12 protein-coding genes are annotated in these 15,298 nt (G+C 75.1%); 8 read left to right on the top strand and 4 right to left on the bottom strand.

The window, feature by feature from the left end:
* Positions 1-15: 15 nt before the first annotated feature.
* Positions 16-3,435, top strand: a complete 3,420-nt coding sequence (locus ACH4T9_RS17895) for a CHAT domain-containing protein (protein WP_396672332.1) — start codon at positions 16-18, stop codon at positions 3,433-3,435.
* Here ACH4T9_RS17895 and ACH4T9_RS17890 read toward each other — a convergent pair.
* The 3 genes from ACH4T9_RS17890 to ACH4T9_RS17880 all read right to left on the bottom strand — a co-directional run bounded on the left by ACH4T9_RS17890 (position 3,357) and on the right by ACH4T9_RS17880 (position 7,054).
* Complete coding sequence (locus tag ACH4T9_RS17890; protein ID WP_396672333.1) at positions 3,357-4,262, bottom strand: hypothetical protein; 906 nt, start codon at positions 4,260-4,262, stop codon at positions 3,357-3,359. The genes ACH4T9_RS17895 and ACH4T9_RS17890 overlap by 79 nt on opposite strands.
* Positions 4,259-5,458: a WxL protein peptidoglycan domain-containing protein gene (locus tag ACH4T9_RS17885; protein WP_396672334.1), complete on the bottom strand. Its 1,200-nt coding sequence runs from the start codon at positions 5,456-5,458 to the stop codon at positions 4,259-4,261. The genes ACH4T9_RS17890 and ACH4T9_RS17885 overlap by 4 nt, the downstream gene beginning before the upstream one ends.
* A 90-nt stretch (positions 5,459-5,548) precedes the next feature.
* Entirely contained in the window at positions 5,549-7,054 is a 1,506-nt protein-coding gene (locus ACH4T9_RS17880; RefSeq protein WP_396672335.1) for an HtaA domain-containing protein, read from the bottom strand.
* Between the two features lie 191 nt (positions 7,055-7,245).
* On the opposite strand from ACH4T9_RS17880, the gene ACH4T9_RS17875 reads away from it, so the two are divergent.
* Genes ACH4T9_RS17875 through ACH4T9_RS17850 form a run of 6 tightly spaced genes read left to right on the top strand, consistent with a single transcriptional unit; the run spans position 7,246 to position 12,091 of the window.
* The gene (locus ACH4T9_RS17875; RefSeq protein WP_396672336.1) at positions 7,246-8,082 is read left to right on the top strand and encodes a hypothetical protein; all 837 of its coding nucleotides are present in this window, start codon (positions 7,246-7,248) and stop codon (positions 8,080-8,082) included.
* On the top strand, positions 8,079-9,140 hold the full coding sequence (locus ACH4T9_RS17870; RefSeq protein ID WP_396672337.1) for a hemin ABC transporter substrate-binding protein: 1,062 nt from the start codon (positions 8,079-8,081) through the stop codon (positions 9,138-9,140). The genes ACH4T9_RS17875 and ACH4T9_RS17870 overlap by 4 nt, the downstream gene beginning before the upstream one ends.
* Complete coding sequence (locus ACH4T9_RS17865; RefSeq protein ID WP_396672338.1) at positions 9,137-10,225, top strand: FecCD family ABC transporter permease; 1,089 nt, start codon at positions 9,137-9,139, stop codon at positions 10,223-10,225. The genes ACH4T9_RS17870 and ACH4T9_RS17865 overlap by 4 nt, the downstream gene beginning before the upstream one ends.
* Complete coding sequence (locus ACH4T9_RS17860) at positions 10,222-11,121, top strand: heme ABC transporter ATP-binding protein (RefSeq protein ID WP_396672339.1); 900 nt, start codon at positions 10,222-10,224, stop codon at positions 11,119-11,121. Before ACH4T9_RS17865 ends, ACH4T9_RS17860 begins: the two co-directional genes overlap by 4 nt.
* A 2-nt stretch (positions 11,122-11,123) precedes the next feature.
* Positions 11,124-11,789 carry a heme oxygenase (biliverdin-producing) gene (locus ACH4T9_RS17855; RefSeq protein WP_396672340.1) on the top strand — a complete coding sequence of 222 codons (666 nt, stop codon included), beginning with the start codon at positions 11,124-11,126 and terminating at the stop codon, positions 11,787-11,789.
* Positions 11,786-12,091, top strand: a complete 306-nt coding sequence (locus ACH4T9_RS17850) for a DUF2470 domain-containing protein (RefSeq protein WP_396672341.1) — start codon at positions 11,786-11,788, stop codon at positions 12,089-12,091. The genes ACH4T9_RS17855 and ACH4T9_RS17850 overlap by 4 nt, the downstream gene beginning before the upstream one ends.
* 200 nt (positions 12,092-12,291) lie before the next feature.
* Here the strand turns inward: ACH4T9_RS17850 and ACH4T9_RS17845 are convergent, their stop codons facing one another.
* Positions 12,292-12,948, bottom strand: a complete 657-nt coding sequence (locus ACH4T9_RS17845) for a TetR/AcrR family transcriptional regulator (protein WP_396672342.1) — start codon at positions 12,946-12,948, stop codon at positions 12,292-12,294.
* Between the two features lie 170 nt (positions 12,949-13,118).
* On the opposite strand from ACH4T9_RS17845, the gene ACH4T9_RS17840 reads away from it, so the two are divergent.
* Positions 13,119-15,287 (top strand): ABC transporter permease, encoded by a 2,169-nt coding sequence (locus tag ACH4T9_RS17840; protein ID WP_396672343.1) that lies wholly within the window; start codon positions 13,119-13,121, stop codon positions 15,285-15,287.
* Positions 15,288-15,298 lie beyond the last annotated feature (11 nt).

Below are 15,298 nucleotides of genomic sequence, written 5' to 3'. Positions count from 1 at the left end.
GCATAGGGCACCCACGTGCTCATCGACGAACTCACCTGGCTGGTGGCCGACCGGGTCACCGGCTACCACCGGGGCAGTGGCCCGGAGCCGCTCTTCTCCGTCACCGCGGAACGGGACGCGGCAGCCCTGTGGCGGCTGCTGCGGACGAACGACCCGGAGACCGCCTCCGCCGCCGTCGAGGCACGGGTCGCCACGGCGAGCCTCAGGCTGGGCTGGTTCCACTACCACCGCTGGCGTCATGCCCCGCAAGGCGGTGGTCACGTCGATCTGGCCCGGTCCCTGCTCTGCGTGGACGAGGTCGCGGACGACGTCCGGGCCGTCCCGGCGCAGCTGCGGCCGATGGTCGGCCGGTTCACCGAGCCCGGCGAGCAGGCGGCCGCGGCGGTGACGTTGCTGGACGCGTCAGCCGTCGATGACGAACCGGCCCTGCTCGACGCGGCCATCCTCCTGCTGGAGCCCGCGGCCCGACGGATGCCACGGCGGGATCCGCGCCTCGCCGGCCTGCTGGCCCGGCTCTGCCTGGCGCTGCGCCGCCGCCACGAGCGCGACGGCTCCGCGAGTGACCTCGACCAGGCCATCACCTGGGGCGAACAGGCGGCAGCGGTCGCACGCCGCGACGGTGGCCCACCCGCCGCGCTGGAAGCCGAACTCGCCCGGGCCTACCGGTGCCGGCACCGGTTGCGGGCGGAACCTGCCGATCTGCGTCAGGTCATCGACCTGCTCACCGCGGCGACGGCCCGGGACGGCCGGGACGCCGCCCTGTTGACGGAGCTGAGCGCGGCCCACCGGCAACGCTACGGCCAGGACGACGAGCCGGCAGACATCGAACAGGCGGTGACCCTGGCGGAACGGGCCGCCGCGCTGTCGGGCGGTCGGGAGAGCACCACGGTTCTGGTGAATCTCGCCGAGGCGTTGCTGTGCCGCTACGAGCGGTCCGGGAACCGGGCGGACCTGTGGCGGGCGGCCGACCTGGCCGAGCAGGTCGTGACCCAGGTACCGGACGACGATCCGCAGCGGGCCGTCCAGTTGGCGGACGCCGCCGCGATCCTGCTGAAGCGGTACGAGCGCAGTCACGAAGTGCTCGACCTGCGGCGGGCCGTGGAACTCAACGAGGACGCGCTGGCGCTGCTGGAGGACGAGCATCCCCGCCGGCCCGACGTACTCCGCTGCCTCGCCGCGGCTCTGCACCAGCGCTACCGCCGTCTCGGCGCGGACACCGACCTGAACCGCGCCCTGACCCTCCTCGGGTGGGCCCTCGCCGCGATTCCGGCCGGCCGTCCCGAACGGGCGCAGGTCTCGATGGACCTCGTGGCCGTGCGGCTGACCCGTCACCTGGAGACGGGGGTGCTCGTCGAGTTGGCCGCGGCGATCGAGCTGGGCGAGCAGGTGACTGCCGGTGCGCCGGCCTGCCGGCCGGAATGGGCGTCCGTCCTGGGACAGGCGTACCAGCTACGCAGCCGCGTCAGCCACGAGCTGGCCGATCTGGACCGGGCGGTCGACCTCGGCGAGCGGTCGATCGCCGCCACCGGTGACGACGACTTCGCCCTCGCCGCCCGGCAGGCCCGGACCGCCGCCGCCTACCTGAGCCGGCACGTCCAGCGGCCGGGCCGGGAGGACCTGGGACGGGCGATCGACCTCGGGGGCCGGGCGGTGGCCCGCACCCCGGACGACCACCTCGACCTGCCGGAGCGGCTGGCGGACCTCGCCGCGGCCCGGTTGACCCGCTACCGGTTCGCCCGGTCACCGGCGGATGTCGAGGCCGCCGTCGCCCTCGCCGAGCGGGCGTTGGCGGTCACGCCGAGCGGCCACCCGGGCCGGTCCCGGTTGGTGGCCCTGCTCTGTGCCGCCGGGGAGGAGCGCGCCGGTGGCGAGGGTCGCGGCCTGGACGGGGCGCGGCTCCGGGAACTGGCGGGGGAGGTACGCGAGGCGGCATCGGCCGCCCCGGTCGACCGGGTGGCGGCCCACCACGCGGTCGGTGCCCTCGCCCAGACCGTCGGCGATCCACAGCTCGCCGTGCGGATGCTGGACGCGGCGGCGGCGTTCCTGCCGTCCGTCGCGCCCCGGGAGGCCGGCTGGGCGGACCAGCAGCATCGGCTCGGCGAACACTTCGGCCTGGTCGGGGCCGGGGTGGCCGCGCACTGCGTGATCGGCGACCCCGCCGGGGCGGTGGAGTTCGCCGAGCGCGGCCGGGGGGTCCTGCTGGCCGGTCAGGCGAGCACCCGCGTCGACCTCGACGGGCTCCGTCAGCAGGATCCACGGCTCGCCGCCAGGTTCCGGTGGGTGTGCGAGCGGCTCAACACTCCGGGCTTCCCCGCCGGGGAACGGAAGCGGTGGTGGTCGGACTACGACGGCCTGCTGGCCGAGATCGGTGCCCTGCCCGGGCTGGACGGATTCCTGGCCGCGCCACGGCTGGTCGACCTGCGACCGGCTGTACAGGGCGGGTACGGCGTACTGATCAACGCCAGCCGGCACCGCAGCGACGCCGTCATCGTGCCGGCGGACGCCGACCCGGTCCTGGTGGAACTGCCCGACCTGCGGATGGTCGACGTGGTGGCCAGGGTCGACACGCTGCTGGCCGCCGTCACCGCCGCGCCGAGCCTGGCGGCCTCGCTGCGCAGGCGTCAGGTCGTGAGCGACGTGCTGGGCTGGCTGTGGGACGCCGCCGTCGCCCCGGTGGTGCGGGCCCTGCCGGACCGGCCGGCCGGTGGGCATCGGGTGTGGTGGTTGCCGACCGGGCTGCTGGGGCTGCTGCCGCTGCACGCCGCCGGGCGTCCCGGCCGGCCGGGCGCGCTGGACGCCCTCGTGTCGTCGTACGTGCCCTCCCTGCGGACGCTGCGCGAGGCCCGCGAGCGTCCGCCCGCCGGGAACCGACGCCCCCTCACCGTCGCGATGCAGCAGACGCCCGGGCAGGCCGAGCTGCCCGGTGCCCTGGACGAGGCGACGGTGCTGGGTGGGCCGGTGTTGCTCAATGAGGACGCCACCACCGACCGGGTCCTCGACGCGATGACCGAGGCCACCTGGACGCACTTCGCCTGCCACGCTGTCGTCGAAGCGTCCTCCCAGGCCGACAGCGGACTGCTGCTGCACGATGCGACGCTCCGCCTTCCCGACATCGGCGCCCTGCGGTTGCCCCGGGCGGAGCTGGCCTACCTGTCCGCCTGCTCCACCGCGAACCACGGCAGCAGGTACGCCGACGAGGTGCTCCACCTCGCGTCCGCGTTCCACCTCGCCGGTTTCCGGCACGTGGTGGCGAGCCTGTGGCCGCTCGTCGACCAGGTGGCCGTTCAGGCGGCACGCTCGTTCTACCGCAGGTTGCCCGACACCCCGACTGCGGACGCCGCCGCGCACGCGCTGCGTCAGGTGACGCTCGAACTGCGCGACGAGCACCCGGACTCCCCGGAACTCTGGGCCCTGCTGGTGCACAGCGGCCCATAGTGCCCCGGCACGGGACGCCGACGCGTCCGGGCCAGCGCCAGCACGATCGGCGCGGCGGCCAGGGCCAGCAGGCCCCAGGGATAGCGGGCCGCCTCGACGGTGAAGGCGAGCGGCCGGTCGGGCGGTTCGATCCGGCCCTGCAGCTCGTGCCGGCCGACGGTGGCGATATCCAGCGGGACCCGGATCCGGTACTGCCGGGTCTGCCCGGCCGCGATCGTGCCGAGCGCCGGGGCGTCGACCACCCCGTGCACCCGCCCGGGGCGGCCGAACAGCAACGTGAACGCGGGGTCGACCACGTCGACGGGGCCGGTGTTGCGCAGGGTGAGGTCCACGGTCAGGTCCCCGGGGAGGCCGAACCAGCCGGCAATCCCGGAGCCGTCGGCGGCGCGCAGGCCGACGACGACCAGCTCCGGGGTGCCGGCCGGGGCCGGGGCGGGGCGCGCGGTCACGCCGGTCAGCGGCAGGGCGACGGTGGCGCGGGCGGAGCCGGTGGGTGTGCGGGCCCGCAGCACGCAGGGGCAGGCGACCGGCGGGGCGGCGAGCACCACCGGCAGGGTCGCCGCCCCCGAGGGCGGTACGTGCCCGTCGCTGGCGTGGCTGGCCGCGCAGTCGAGCGCGCCGCGCCGGCCGGCGTTGCCGCAGACCTCGATCTGCACGGTGCCGGGCGGCCAGCCGCGCAGGGCCACTAGGACCTGCTGACCGGCCCGCAGCGGGCCGGCCGGAACAGTGATCCCCGGTACCGCCGACGGCGTGCCGGTCGGCGCGGGGGTGGGCGCGGCGGCGGCCAGCGCCAGCAACGCGACGCCGATCGGCGTGAGCGGGGTCACGGCGTACCGGTCGCGGGGCCGGTGGCGGGCCGGGCCGCTGGTGGCGGGCCGCCGGCCGGCCGACCCGGGTCCGCCCCCGTGGCCCCGGCCGGTCCGCCGGCGGGGGAGGCCCGCGCGGCGGCGACGCGGCGGCGCCAGCGGGCGGCGAGCCAGCCGGCCAGCACGGCCAGCCCGGCGAGCAGCAGCCACGGCGGGGCCCAGGTGGTCGCGGTACGCAGCACCGGCGGCAGCGCGGTGTCCACGGTGGTCGGCGCGAGGTCCACGGTGGTCGGCGCGAGGTCCACCTCGGCGGTCAGCCGCAGCGCCGGCGGCACGCCGGTGACCCGCTCGGTGACGGTGAAGACCGCGCCGGGCAGCAGCTCGGGCAGGTCGACCGGGTCGGTGCGGGCCAGCTGCCAGCCGAGCGGACCGTCGAGGGTCACCGTGCCGGTGCCGCCGAGGCGTACGTTGCCGGTGTTGCGCAGCCGGTAGGTGACGACGGCGTCGCCCCCGCCGACCGGGTTGACCGGGTTGTCGTAGCTGACGCGTACCGACTCGATCGTGGCGGTGGGGCGGAGGTCGCCGGCGACCCGGAGGTAGACCCGCGCGGCCAGCCGCTGGTCCACCCGGACCTGCTGCCCGTCGGCGGTGGTGCGGGCCTGCGCGATGGCGGCGATCACCCCGCCCGCGTGGTCGCCGGGGGTGGCGTTGGCGGGCACGCTCAGCCGGAACGGGAGGTCGGCCCGCTGGCCGGGCTGCACCGTCCAGCTCCGCCGCTCGAAGCTGATCCAGGAGCCGACGTCGGTGGCCCCCCGGTCCGCCGGCAGCAGGGCGAACGCGCCGTCGGCGGTGGTGTACGCGTCGGTGCCGTACACCTGGAAGGTCAGCGGCCGGTTGCTGAGGTTGCTGACGCCGACGTGGTCGGTGAGGGTGCTGCCGGGGGCCAGGTCGTAGACGAAGTAGTTGCGTCCGGTCGGGCCCTTCGGCCCGGACGGCTGGACCGCCCACCGGGTGGCGGCGGGGCTGGGAGCCGGCGACGCCGGCCCGGCCCGGCCCGGCGCGGGCGTGGTGCCGGCCGGCGACGGCGCGGGCGCGGCGGCCGGCGTGGCGGCGGCGGCCGGTGGCGTTGCGGCGGCGGCCGGCGGCGCGAGCGCCGCCGTGAGCAGCGCGGCGGCGAGTGCGGCGCCGGTCCGGGACAGGAGGGTGACGAGGGACATGCCGGGCTCCGGAGGGGTGGACGCGGTGGGCCGGACGGCCGGTGGGGCGGGACGGGGAACGTCCCGCCCCACCGGTGACCCGGTCCCGACCTAGGAGAGGGTCAGGGTGAGGGTCGTCGTGTAGTCGCCCGCCGCGGCGGACGCCGGCACGCCCAGGTTGAGCTGGGCGCCGCAGGCGAAGGTGCCGCCGCTGGCCCCGGTGGGCGAGGTGCACAGTGCCCGGGCCGCCCCGAGGCCGGCGCCCGGCGCCGCGACCGCGCCCGGCGTGACGGTGCCGACGGTGCCCCCGAGCGGGTCGTCGACCGTGACCGCGCTCGGCGTCCAGCCGAGGTTGTCCGCGGCGATGACTGCGCCGGTGGCGGAGGTGAAGTCGGACACCTCACCGACCAGGCTCCATCCGGCGTTGGTGCCCCGCAGGTCCGCCACGGTGGCGTCGTGCAGGGCACCGCTGGCCACCTGGCCGTTGGTCACGGCCGGCAGCGCGACGGCGGAACCGGCCACGCTCAGGGTCAGCGGACCGCCCGTCACGGTGGCGGTGATCCGCTGCTGGGCGTCGCCGCCGCCGGTACCGGCCCGGGTGAAGGTGACCGGGGCGAAGGTGTCCTGGCTGCGGTCGGTCGAGCCGTGTGCGGCGAAGGTGACCACGTAGCACTGCACCGCCAGGCAGTCGACCTGCTTGCCGGTGCTGTCGGTGTAGGCCGCGCTGATCGGCAACGTGGTGCGGAAGGTGCCGTCGGCGTTGAGCTTGTCCCGCGACTCGGTGGGCTGGTTCGTCGGGCTCACCCACTTGGTCACCTGGAACACGCCGGCGTTCAGCCAGTGCTGGTCGACCTTCGGGCCGAACGAGACGTAGAAGCCGGCCCCCCGGTTGGCCGCCGGATCGAAGCCGGAGCCCTCGACCGTGATCGTCGCCCCGGCCGGGTCGAGCCCGCTGGACGGGGTGACCGACACCGCCGGACCCGCCGGCCCGGTGCCACCGGTGGTGGCGGTGAACGACACCGGGTCGAGCGCGTCGCCGGCGGCGTAGAAGCCGTTGAACGCCGAGGCGCCCGCGCTGGTCAGCGTCGCCGCGAGGCTGGTGCCGGTCACCGTGCCCGCGCCGCCGCCGGGGTTGCCGCCGTTCACGGCGAGGGTGGCGATGGTCGCCTGCCGCACCGAGACCGGTTCGGCCGCCGTCGTGACCAGGTCCACGTCCGCCTTCAGGGCGGCGGTGCCGCCGGAGACGTCGACGGTCGGGTTGGCCAGGGTGATTTTGAAGAAGTGCCCGGGGTACGAGAAGACCACGGTGCCGCCGTACCGGGCGCTGGTGGCGCCGGTGGCGGAGTCGTGGGTGCCCCCCGTCGACGGGAAGGTGAACGTCCCGTCGGCGTTGACGGTGGCCCCGTTGCTCACCGCGATCGGCGGGCTGCCGTTGCCGCCCGAGACGTAGGTGCGGAACGTCTGCTTGAAGCCCCAGGTCAGGCTGCCGCCGGTGATGTCGGCCTCGGCTGCCGAGGCGGGGCCGGCACCCGCGAGTGCGGCCGACAGGCCCAGGCTGGCGACCGCCGCCCAACGCATCGACCGCCGCCAGGCGTGACCGGCTCTGGATCGGACCATGCTGATTTCCTCTCTCGATCCGTTACGGACGGTGATTGAGGTTAGGCAAACCTAACTTCTGCCGCCATCCGCAATCGAGTCAAGATCCGAAACCGAACAACCCCTTGTGAGCAGCGGGTTCGTGACTTAGGTTAGGCAAACCTAATTCCGGGTCGGCCGCCGATGCCGTTCCCTGTCGCGTGAGGAGTCCGATGCGAGCACGGCGCCACGCCACCCTGGCCACCGCCCTGATCACTCTGGGTGTCTTCGCCGCTCCGGCTCCCGCGCAGGCGGGCACCGGCCGCGGCGCGGGCGGCCAGACGCTCACCGTCACCCCGAGCACCGGGCTGGGCAGCTCGGGCGCGACCGTGACCGTCTCCGGCCGTGGGTACGACGTCACCAAGGGCATCTACGTGGCGTTCTGTGTGGACAACGGGGCGGGCGCGGTGCCCAGCCCGTGCGGCGGGGGCGCCGACACCACCGGCGAGCTCGGGGCGTCCCACTGGATCTCGTCGAACCCGCCCTCCTACGGTGAGGGGCTGGCCGTGCCCTACGGCGCGGGCGGAACGTTCCGGGCCACCCTCCGGGTCACCCCCACCATCGGCGCCGTCGACTGCGCCACCCGCCGGTGCGCGGTCATCACCCGCGCCGACCACACCCGCGCCGCCGACCGGTCCCAGGACGTCCGGGTGCCGGTGACCTTCGCCCGCGCCGCCGCCTCCAAGCCGGCCCTCCCGCGGCCGGCGCCGACCGGCGCCGCAGCCCCGGGCCGGACCGCGTCGGGCGTCACCGGTGCTCCCACCGCCCCGCCGGCCACCGCGGCCGGTCGGACCGGTCCCGCCACCCCCGCCGGTGCCCCGGTGGCCGGAACTCCCGCCACCGACGGCGCCCCCGGGGCAGGCGTCGGCGCGACCGAGCTGGCGGTCAGCCGGGTCAGCGCGGCCTCGGGTGTCTGCCGGGGGTGGCCCCTCGCGCTGCTGCTCCTCGTGGCGGCGGCCACGGCGCTGCTGGTCCTGCGCCGGTGGCGCCGCCGGAAAGCGGCCCGGTGACCGCCCCCGCCGGCCGCCGCCGGACCACCCCGAAAGCCGCCCGCCGTCCCTTCCTGCCCGCTGTGCTGGCGCTGCTCGTCGGAGCCGTCGCCGCCTGCTCCACGCCCAGCGCCGGCGTCGCTCCGGCAGACCCGGCCGCCTGCGGGCCGGTCACCGCCACCGTCGGCAGCGCCGACGTCACCGCGCTACGGCCCGCGCCGACGCCCGTCCTCCCGGCCACCGTCGCCTCCGCCGACGGCGTCACCGTCACCGTCACCGACGCCGGCCGGATCCTGCCGGTGAACCTCTCCGGGTCGATCGCCGAGACCGTGTTCGCACTCGGCCTCGGCGGCGACGTCATCGGGCGCGACACCTCGACCACCTTCCCGTCCGCCGCGCACCTGCCGGTGGTGACCCCGGCCGGGCACGACCTGTCCGCCGAGGCGGTGCTCGCCCTCAACCCGAGCGTGGTGCTCGCCGACGACACCATCGGGCCGCCGGAGGCGTTGCGCCAGCTCCGCGCCTCCGGCATCCCCGTCGTCATGGTCGAGGCCGAGCAGACCCTCGCCGCCGTACCGGGGCACATCCGCGCGGTGGCGGCGGCCCTCGGCGTCGCGGCGGCCGGTGAGCAGCTCGTGGCCCGCGTCGAGGGCGAGATCGCCGCCGCCCGCCGCGCCGCGCCGCAGGGCAGTGCCCCCCGGATCGCCTTCCTCTACCTGCGCGGCACCGCCGGTGTCTACCTGATCGGCGGCCGGGGAGCCGGCTCGGACGCGATGATCGAGGCGATCGGCGGGGTGGACGCCGGCAGCGCCGCCGGCCTGACCAAGTTCCGCCCGCTGACCAGCGAGGGCCTGATCAACGCGGCACCGGACGTGATCCTGGTGATGAGCGCCGGCCTCGCCTCCGTCGGTGGCGTCGAGGGCCTGCTGAAGCTCCCCGGGATCGCGCAGACCCCGGCCGGCGCGGCCCGCCGGATCGTCGACATGGACGACGGCGTCCTGCTCACCTTCGGCACCCGATCAGGGCCGGCCGTGCAGGCCCTGGCCTCGGCCGTGTACTCCTGCGGGAAGCCGTCGTGACCGGCGTCGACACCACCGCCCGACGCCCGGCGGGCCCCGTCGCGGGCCGCAGGAGCGGGCGCGGGCCGGCGCTCCTCGCCGGGCTCGGTGCCGCCCTGGTGCTGGTCGTCCTCGTCGCGGCGGGCCGGGGGCAGGTCCAGGTCTCCCCGGCCGAGGTGCTCGGCTCCGTCCTGCACCGGCTCGGCCTGGACATCGGCACCCCGCCGGCCAACCCCCAGGGCGAGAACGCGCTGTGGATCGTCCGCTTTCCCCGGGTGGTGCTGGCCGCCGTGGTCGGTGCCGCGCTCGGCTGCGCGGGCGCCGTCATGCAGGGCGTGTTCGGAAACCCGCTGGCCGAACCCGGCGTGATCGGGGTGTCCGCCGGGGCGGCGGTCGGGGCGGCCCTGGCCATCGTCACCGGCGTCACCGTCCTGGGTGGCTGGACGGTGCCCGCCGCCGCCTTCGCCGGCGGGCTGGCCACCACGTACGCCGTCTACCTGCTGGCCCGCTCCGGCGGCCGGACCGAGGTGGTGACCCTGGTGCTGACCGGCGTGGCGGTCAACGCGGTGGCCGGCGCGGCGATCGGCCTGCTCATGTTCGTCGGCGACGAGGCCGGGGTGCAGGCCATCGCCTTCTGGAACCTGGGCAGCCTCGCCCCGGCGAACTGGTCGGCGGTGGCCCTGGCCACGCCCTGCCTGGTGGTCGGGCTCGGCGTCGCGTACGCCGACGCCCGCAGGCTCGACCTGCTAGCCCTCGGCGAGTCCGCCGCCCGGCACCTCGGGGTCGACGTCGAGCGGCTGCGAATCCGGATGATCGTGGTGACCGCGCTGCTCGGCGCGGCGGCCGTGGCCTTCACCGGCATCATCAGCTTCATCGGCCTGGTGGTGCCGCACCTGGTCCGCATGGTCGCCGGCCCGGGACACCGGGTGCTGCTGCCGGCCAGCGCGCTCGGCGGGGCGATCGTGGTGATCGCGGCCGACCTCGCCGCCCGCACCCTGGTCGACCACCAGGAACTCCCGCTCGGGGTGCTCACCGCGGTCGTCGGCGGGCCGGCGTTCTTCTGGCTGCTGCGCCGCACCCGCGGCCGGGCCGGAGGCTGGGGATGAGCCCGCTCGCAGGCGGGGCGGCGCGCAGCCGGCCGCGCGGCCCGCGCCGCTGGTCGGCGCCCCGGGCACCGGTCCCGGTGCCGTTCGGCGCCACCCGCGTCAGTGTCGCCGGCCTGCGCGTGGCCCGCGCCGGGCGGCCGGTGCTCGACGGGGTCGACCTGCGGGTCCGTGCCGGCGAGGTGCACGCCCTGGTCGGGCCGAACGGCGCGGGCAAATCCACTCTGCTGGCCGCCGTCAGTGGCGATCTGCCGGCCGCAGCGGGCACCATCGAGATCGACAGGGTGCCGCTGGCCGGCTGGTCCCCGGTGGAGCTGGCGATGCGCCGGGCCGTGCTGCCCCAGCGCAGCACGCTGAGCTTTCCGTTCACGGTCGACGAGGTGGTGCGGATGGGACGGGCGCCCTGGGCGGGCAGGCCCGAACAGCGGCGGGACGACGAAATCGTCGCCGAAGCCCTGCGGCGGTGCGACGTGGCCGGGTTCGCCGCCCGGCCGTACCCGTCGCTGTCCGGCGGAGAGCAGGCGCGCGTCGCGCTGGCCCGGACGCTGGCGCAGCAGGCCGTCGTGCTGCTGCTCGACGAACCGACCGCCGCCCTCGACCTGCGTCACCAGGAGTTGGTCATGCGGATCGCCCGCGACCGGGCGCGAGCCGGCGACGCCGTGGTGGCCGTGCTGCACGACCTGGCCCTGGCCGGCGCGTACGCGGACACCGTCACCCTGCTCGCCGACGGCCGGGTGCGGGCCGTGGGCCCGCCGGCCGAGGTGTTCACCGCCCCGCTGCTCAGCGAGGTCTACCGGCACGATGTCGAGGTCGTGCCGCACCCACGTACCCGACTGCCGCTGATCGTCCCCCGACGCCGGCCAGCGGTGCGACCCCCCGTCACCCTGGAGGAGAGATGACGATGACCAGCATCCCGTTCTCGGCGCAACTACGTGCCACCGGCCAGGAGGCCCACCAGGCCGCCGAGTCCCAGCGGTACGTCACCGCCCTGGTGGCCGGCGACCTGGACCGCGCCGGCTACACCGCGATGGTGGTCCAGCACCACGTGATCTACGAGGCGCTGGAGCACGCCGCCGAGGCGATGCGCCACCACCCGCTCGCCGGCCCGTTCGTCGACGACGCGCTGACCCGGCTGCCCGCCCTCGCCGCGGACCTGGAGTTCCTGCTCGGGCCCGACTGGCGCGGACGGGTCGACCCGGACCCGGCGACCGTCTCCTACGCCGGGCGCATCGGCGAGGTCTGCGCCGGGTCGCCGGAACGGTTCATCGCCCACCACTACACCCGCTACCTCGGCGACCTCTCCGGCGGGCTGCACATCGGTCGGTCGCTCGCCCGGCACCACGGCCTGACGGGGGAGGCCGGCGCGGCGTTCTACCGGTTCGACCGGATCCCCGACCCCAGGGCGTACAAGGACGCCTACCGGGCCAGGCTGGACGCCCTCCCGTTCGACGAGGCGGGGCGGGCCACCCTGTTGGCGGAGGTGCTCGTGGCGTACCGGCACAACACCGAGGTCCTCGCCGGCCTGTCCCGGCTCGTGCCGGGCGACGGCGCGGAGGCAGCAGCGTGAGCGCCCCGTTCTCCCCGGAGGTGGTCGCCGCCGTCAGCCGGCACATGAACGACGACCACGGCGGGGACTCGCTGCTCATCTGTCGGGCGCTCGGCGGGCAGCCGGCTGCCACCCGGGCCCGGGTCACCGGGCTGGACGTCGACGGGATGGAGTTCGCCGTCACCGTGCACGACATCGAGGTTCCGGTGCGCGTCCCGTTCGCCCACCGGTTGACCGAGCGGGTCCAGATCCGGCAGGAGGTGGTGCGGATGTACCAGGAGGCGTGCCAGCGGCTCGGGCTCCCGCCACGTCCGGCCGGCTGACCCCGCCGTGGCGGGCCACCTGGTCCGCCCGGTGGTTCCGCTGCCGGTGACGATGTCGAGGGTGCCGCCATCGGTGTCGGTGGCGGGAACGTCGACCACCACGGCGGCACCGCCGTGGTGGTCGCGGCGACGGGTGGGCCGCTGACCGGGGCCCCGGTGACGGCACCCGTGGCACGTGCCGCGCCGGCACGGCCGTGCCCTTACGGCACCGGTGGCGTCGGCGTCTCGGTCAACGGGTTCCTGCTCCCCGCCTGGCTGATGGGGGCGAGCAGCATCCCGGTGATGGCGTCGGACAGGAAGTCGCCCACCGAGTGCCAGCGCGGGTCCTGCCCGCCCCGTTCGGCGCGTGCCTCGACCTCCGCGCAGGCCGTCGCGACGATCAGGGCGATCAGGCTCGCCCGGGCGGTCACCACCCCCTGATCCAGGTGGGCGAGGCGGGACGCCACCGAACGGGCGATGAGGGTCGCGGTCGGGACGGACTCCGTGGACTCGCGCATCAGCGTGGCCGTGGCCGGGTCGTTGATGGCCTGGTTGAGGAAGCGGGCCCGCCAGCTCGGCCGGGGCAGTGCGGCCAGGGCGTCCATCGACGGCATCACGAGGCTCCGCACGTCGTCGAGGACCGAGTCGGAGCGGGCGAACATCGCCCGGCGGGGCTCCTCCAGCGCGATCCCGTGCCGCGTGACCAGCGTCCGCAGCAGGCCCTCCCGGCCGCCGAAGTAGTAGTGCACGGCCGAGTGGTTGGTGTTGCCGGCCTCCTCGGCCACCCTGCGGTCGGAGACCTGCGCTATGCCCGCCTCGGCGAACAGGCGTTCCGCCGCGTCGAGCAGCGCGGTCCGCGCCGCCTCTGAGCGGGCCATCGGGGCACCTCCTCGCACGTCGGGGCGGGTGTGACGGACATCAAGGTACCCGACCGCGACTTCGTAAGCCACGTGACTTACATTTGTTCGGTGGGTCAGTACGCGTGGCGAAATCCGCGACGGCCTCGTCCCTTCGGTGCCCGTCCGACAACACCCCAGGAGTCACGCCTATGGAGTCCCCGCCGGACCCCTCGTCCACCACCGCCCCCGGAAATGCTCCGGCCGCGGAGGACCGAAAGACCCGGATCGCGCGCTACATCGCACTCTTCGCCATGCCGTTCATCATGGTCACGATGATGTTCGCCACCTACATGGGCACCATGCACTCACCGCACCCGCGGGAGATGCCGGTGGCCGTCGTGGGAACGGGACCCGGGGCGGAGGCGATCGTCAACGCGCTGAACTCCGCACCGGGACAGGCCGTGGACGCGCGACTGGTCCCGGCGGGCAGCGACGCGGTGGAACTGCTGAGGGACCGCGAGATCGCGGGCGCGCTGCAGGTTCCCGCCGAGGGGTCGGACCGGGCGACGATCTACACCGCGATGGCGGCCGGAGCCTCCCAGGCCACCACCGTCCAGCAACTGCTCGCCCCGGTCGCCGTGGGACAGAACTGGACGACGGCGGCCGAGAACATCGTTCCCCTGCCGGAAGGCGACAGCTCGGGCACCGCGGTCCTGTTCGCCGCCATGGGCATGATGCTCGCCGGGTACGTGCCGCTGAGCATGCTGCTGATGGCGGTTCCCCACCTGCTGTCCGTGCGCCGGTTCCTGCCGCTGCTGGCCGGCTGGTCGGCGCTCACCAGCACCATCATCTGGTTGATCCTCGGGCCGATCGTGGGCGCCGTCGACGGTCACTACCTCCAGTTCCTCGGCGTCGGAATGCTGGCGACCGGGGCCGTCGGCCTCACCCAGTTGTTCCTCACCAAGCTGATGGGGCCGCTCGCGGTCATCATCGGTATGCTGCTCTACGTCGTACTCGGCATGCCTGCGTCGAACCTGGCGCTGCCGGTCGACGTGATGCCCGGATTCTTCTCGTTCCTGCACGGGGTGCTCCCGCTCCCGGCGGCGGGCGAGACGCTCCGCGCGCTCCTCTACTTCGACGGCCGTGGTGCCGGGGCGTACCTGCTGACGCTGGCCGTCTGGCTCGTCGGCGCGCTGCTGCTGTGTCTGCTCAAGGAGCGCACGGGCGGATCCAGGATCCCCGGCGCCCCGGTGGTCAGCCACCCCGACGCGCCGCTGCCGGCGCTCGCCGGCGGCCCGCCGAGGTCCAAGCGGTTCCGTTACGTGGCGGTGGCGGCGTTCCCACTCTCCATCCTGGTGATGGTGGTGGGGCTGATGAGTTTCTCCATGCACAAGCCGGAGGTCCATGACCTACCCGTCGTCGTGGTCGGCGCCGTGACCGAGCAGGCCGAGCAGGTGGCCGCCGGCCTGGAGTCGAAACTGGGCGGGATGCTCGACGTCCAGGTCGCCGCGTCGGTGACCGAGGCCACCGACCGCATTCTCGACCAGGACATCGTGGCCGCCTACGTGCTGCCGCAGGCGCCCGGCGGCGAGGCGACGCTCTACACCTCCTCGGGCGCCGGAGTCAGCCAGCAGAGCGTGGCGAAGGCGATGTTCCAGCAGGTCGCCGCCCAACAGCAGAGTCCGTTGAAGCTGACCGACGTGGCACCGCTGACCGACACCGACACGATGGGCAGCAACAGCCTGTACATGGGCATGTCGTGGATCATGGCCGGGTTCCTGATGCTGGCCGTGCTGCGCGGCGGGGCACCGGAGCTGAGGCGGCTGCGCCAGTTCCTGCCTCTGCTCGGCGGCTGGTCGATCGGGATGGCCGGGTGGCTGTGGCTGCTCTTCGACGTCATCATCGGCGCGGTCGGCGGGCACGCCTGGGAGATGATCGGCTTCGGCGCCGTCACCATCTTCGCCGTGTCCCTGGTGACCGGGGTGTTCACCCGGACCTTCGGCCTCGCCGCGATCGTCCCGGTGATGGTGGTGATGATGTTGGCAGGTGTGCCCGCCTCCGGCGGTGGACTCTCGGTGTACATGGTGCCCGAGTTGTTCCGTGCCCTGCAGGACATCCTGCCGCTGCCGGCCGCGGTCGACACGGCCCGATCGCTGATCTACTTCGGCGGCGACGGAGTCGGCAGGAACCTCCTGGTCATCGCGATCTGGGGGGCGGTCGGCCTCGTGCTGAACCTCGTCGTCGACCAGTGGCAGCGGCGCAGGGACGGCCGGGTCGGGACCGCCGGCCCGGACGGTCCTCCGCCGGCCGCCGGGACGGCCGACGTCGGTGTCCGCTTCGGCGGCATCGGTGAGCTTGAGCAGGCCGCAACGCGCTGAGCCCGAGTCGG

This window comes from Micromonospora sp. NPDC020750 (genome assembly GCF_044334565.1).
Lineage (GTDB): Bacteria > Actinomycetota > Actinomycetes > Mycobacteriales > Micromonosporaceae > Micromonospora.
The sequence above is the reverse complement of the archived record's forward strand: the minus strand, read 5'-3'. Positions and strand labels throughout refer to the sequence as shown.

Bases quoted from the DNA above. Each gene is read 5' to 3' on its own strand.
- ACH4T9_RS17885 (WP_396672334.1), bottom strand. From the start codon at position 5,458: ATGTCCCTCGTCACCCTCCTGTCCCGGACCGGCGCCGCACTCGCCGCC.
- ACH4T9_RS17880 (WP_396672335.1), bottom strand. From the start codon at position 7,054: ATGGTCCGATCCAGAGCCGGTCACGCCTGGCGGCGGTCGATGCGTTGG.
- ACH4T9_RS17875 (WP_396672336.1), top strand. From the start codon at position 7,246: ATGCGAGCACGGCGCCACGCCACCCTGGCCACCGCCCTGATCACTCTG.
- ACH4T9_RS17860 (WP_396672339.1), top strand. From the start codon at position 10,222: ATGAGCCCGCTCGCAGGCGGGGCGGCGCGCAGCCGGCCGCGCGGCCCG.
- ACH4T9_RS17855 (WP_396672340.1), top strand. From the start codon at position 11,124: ATGACCAGCATCCCGTTCTCGGCGCAACTACGTGCCACCGGCCAGGAG.
- ACH4T9_RS17845 (WP_396672342.1), bottom strand. From the start codon at position 12,948: ATGGCCCGCTCAGAGGCGGCGCGGACCGCGCTGCTCGACGCGGCGGAA.
- ACH4T9_RS17840 (WP_396672343.1), top strand. From the start codon at position 13,119: ATGGAGTCCCCGCCGGACCCCTCGTCCACCACCGCCCCCGGAAATGCT.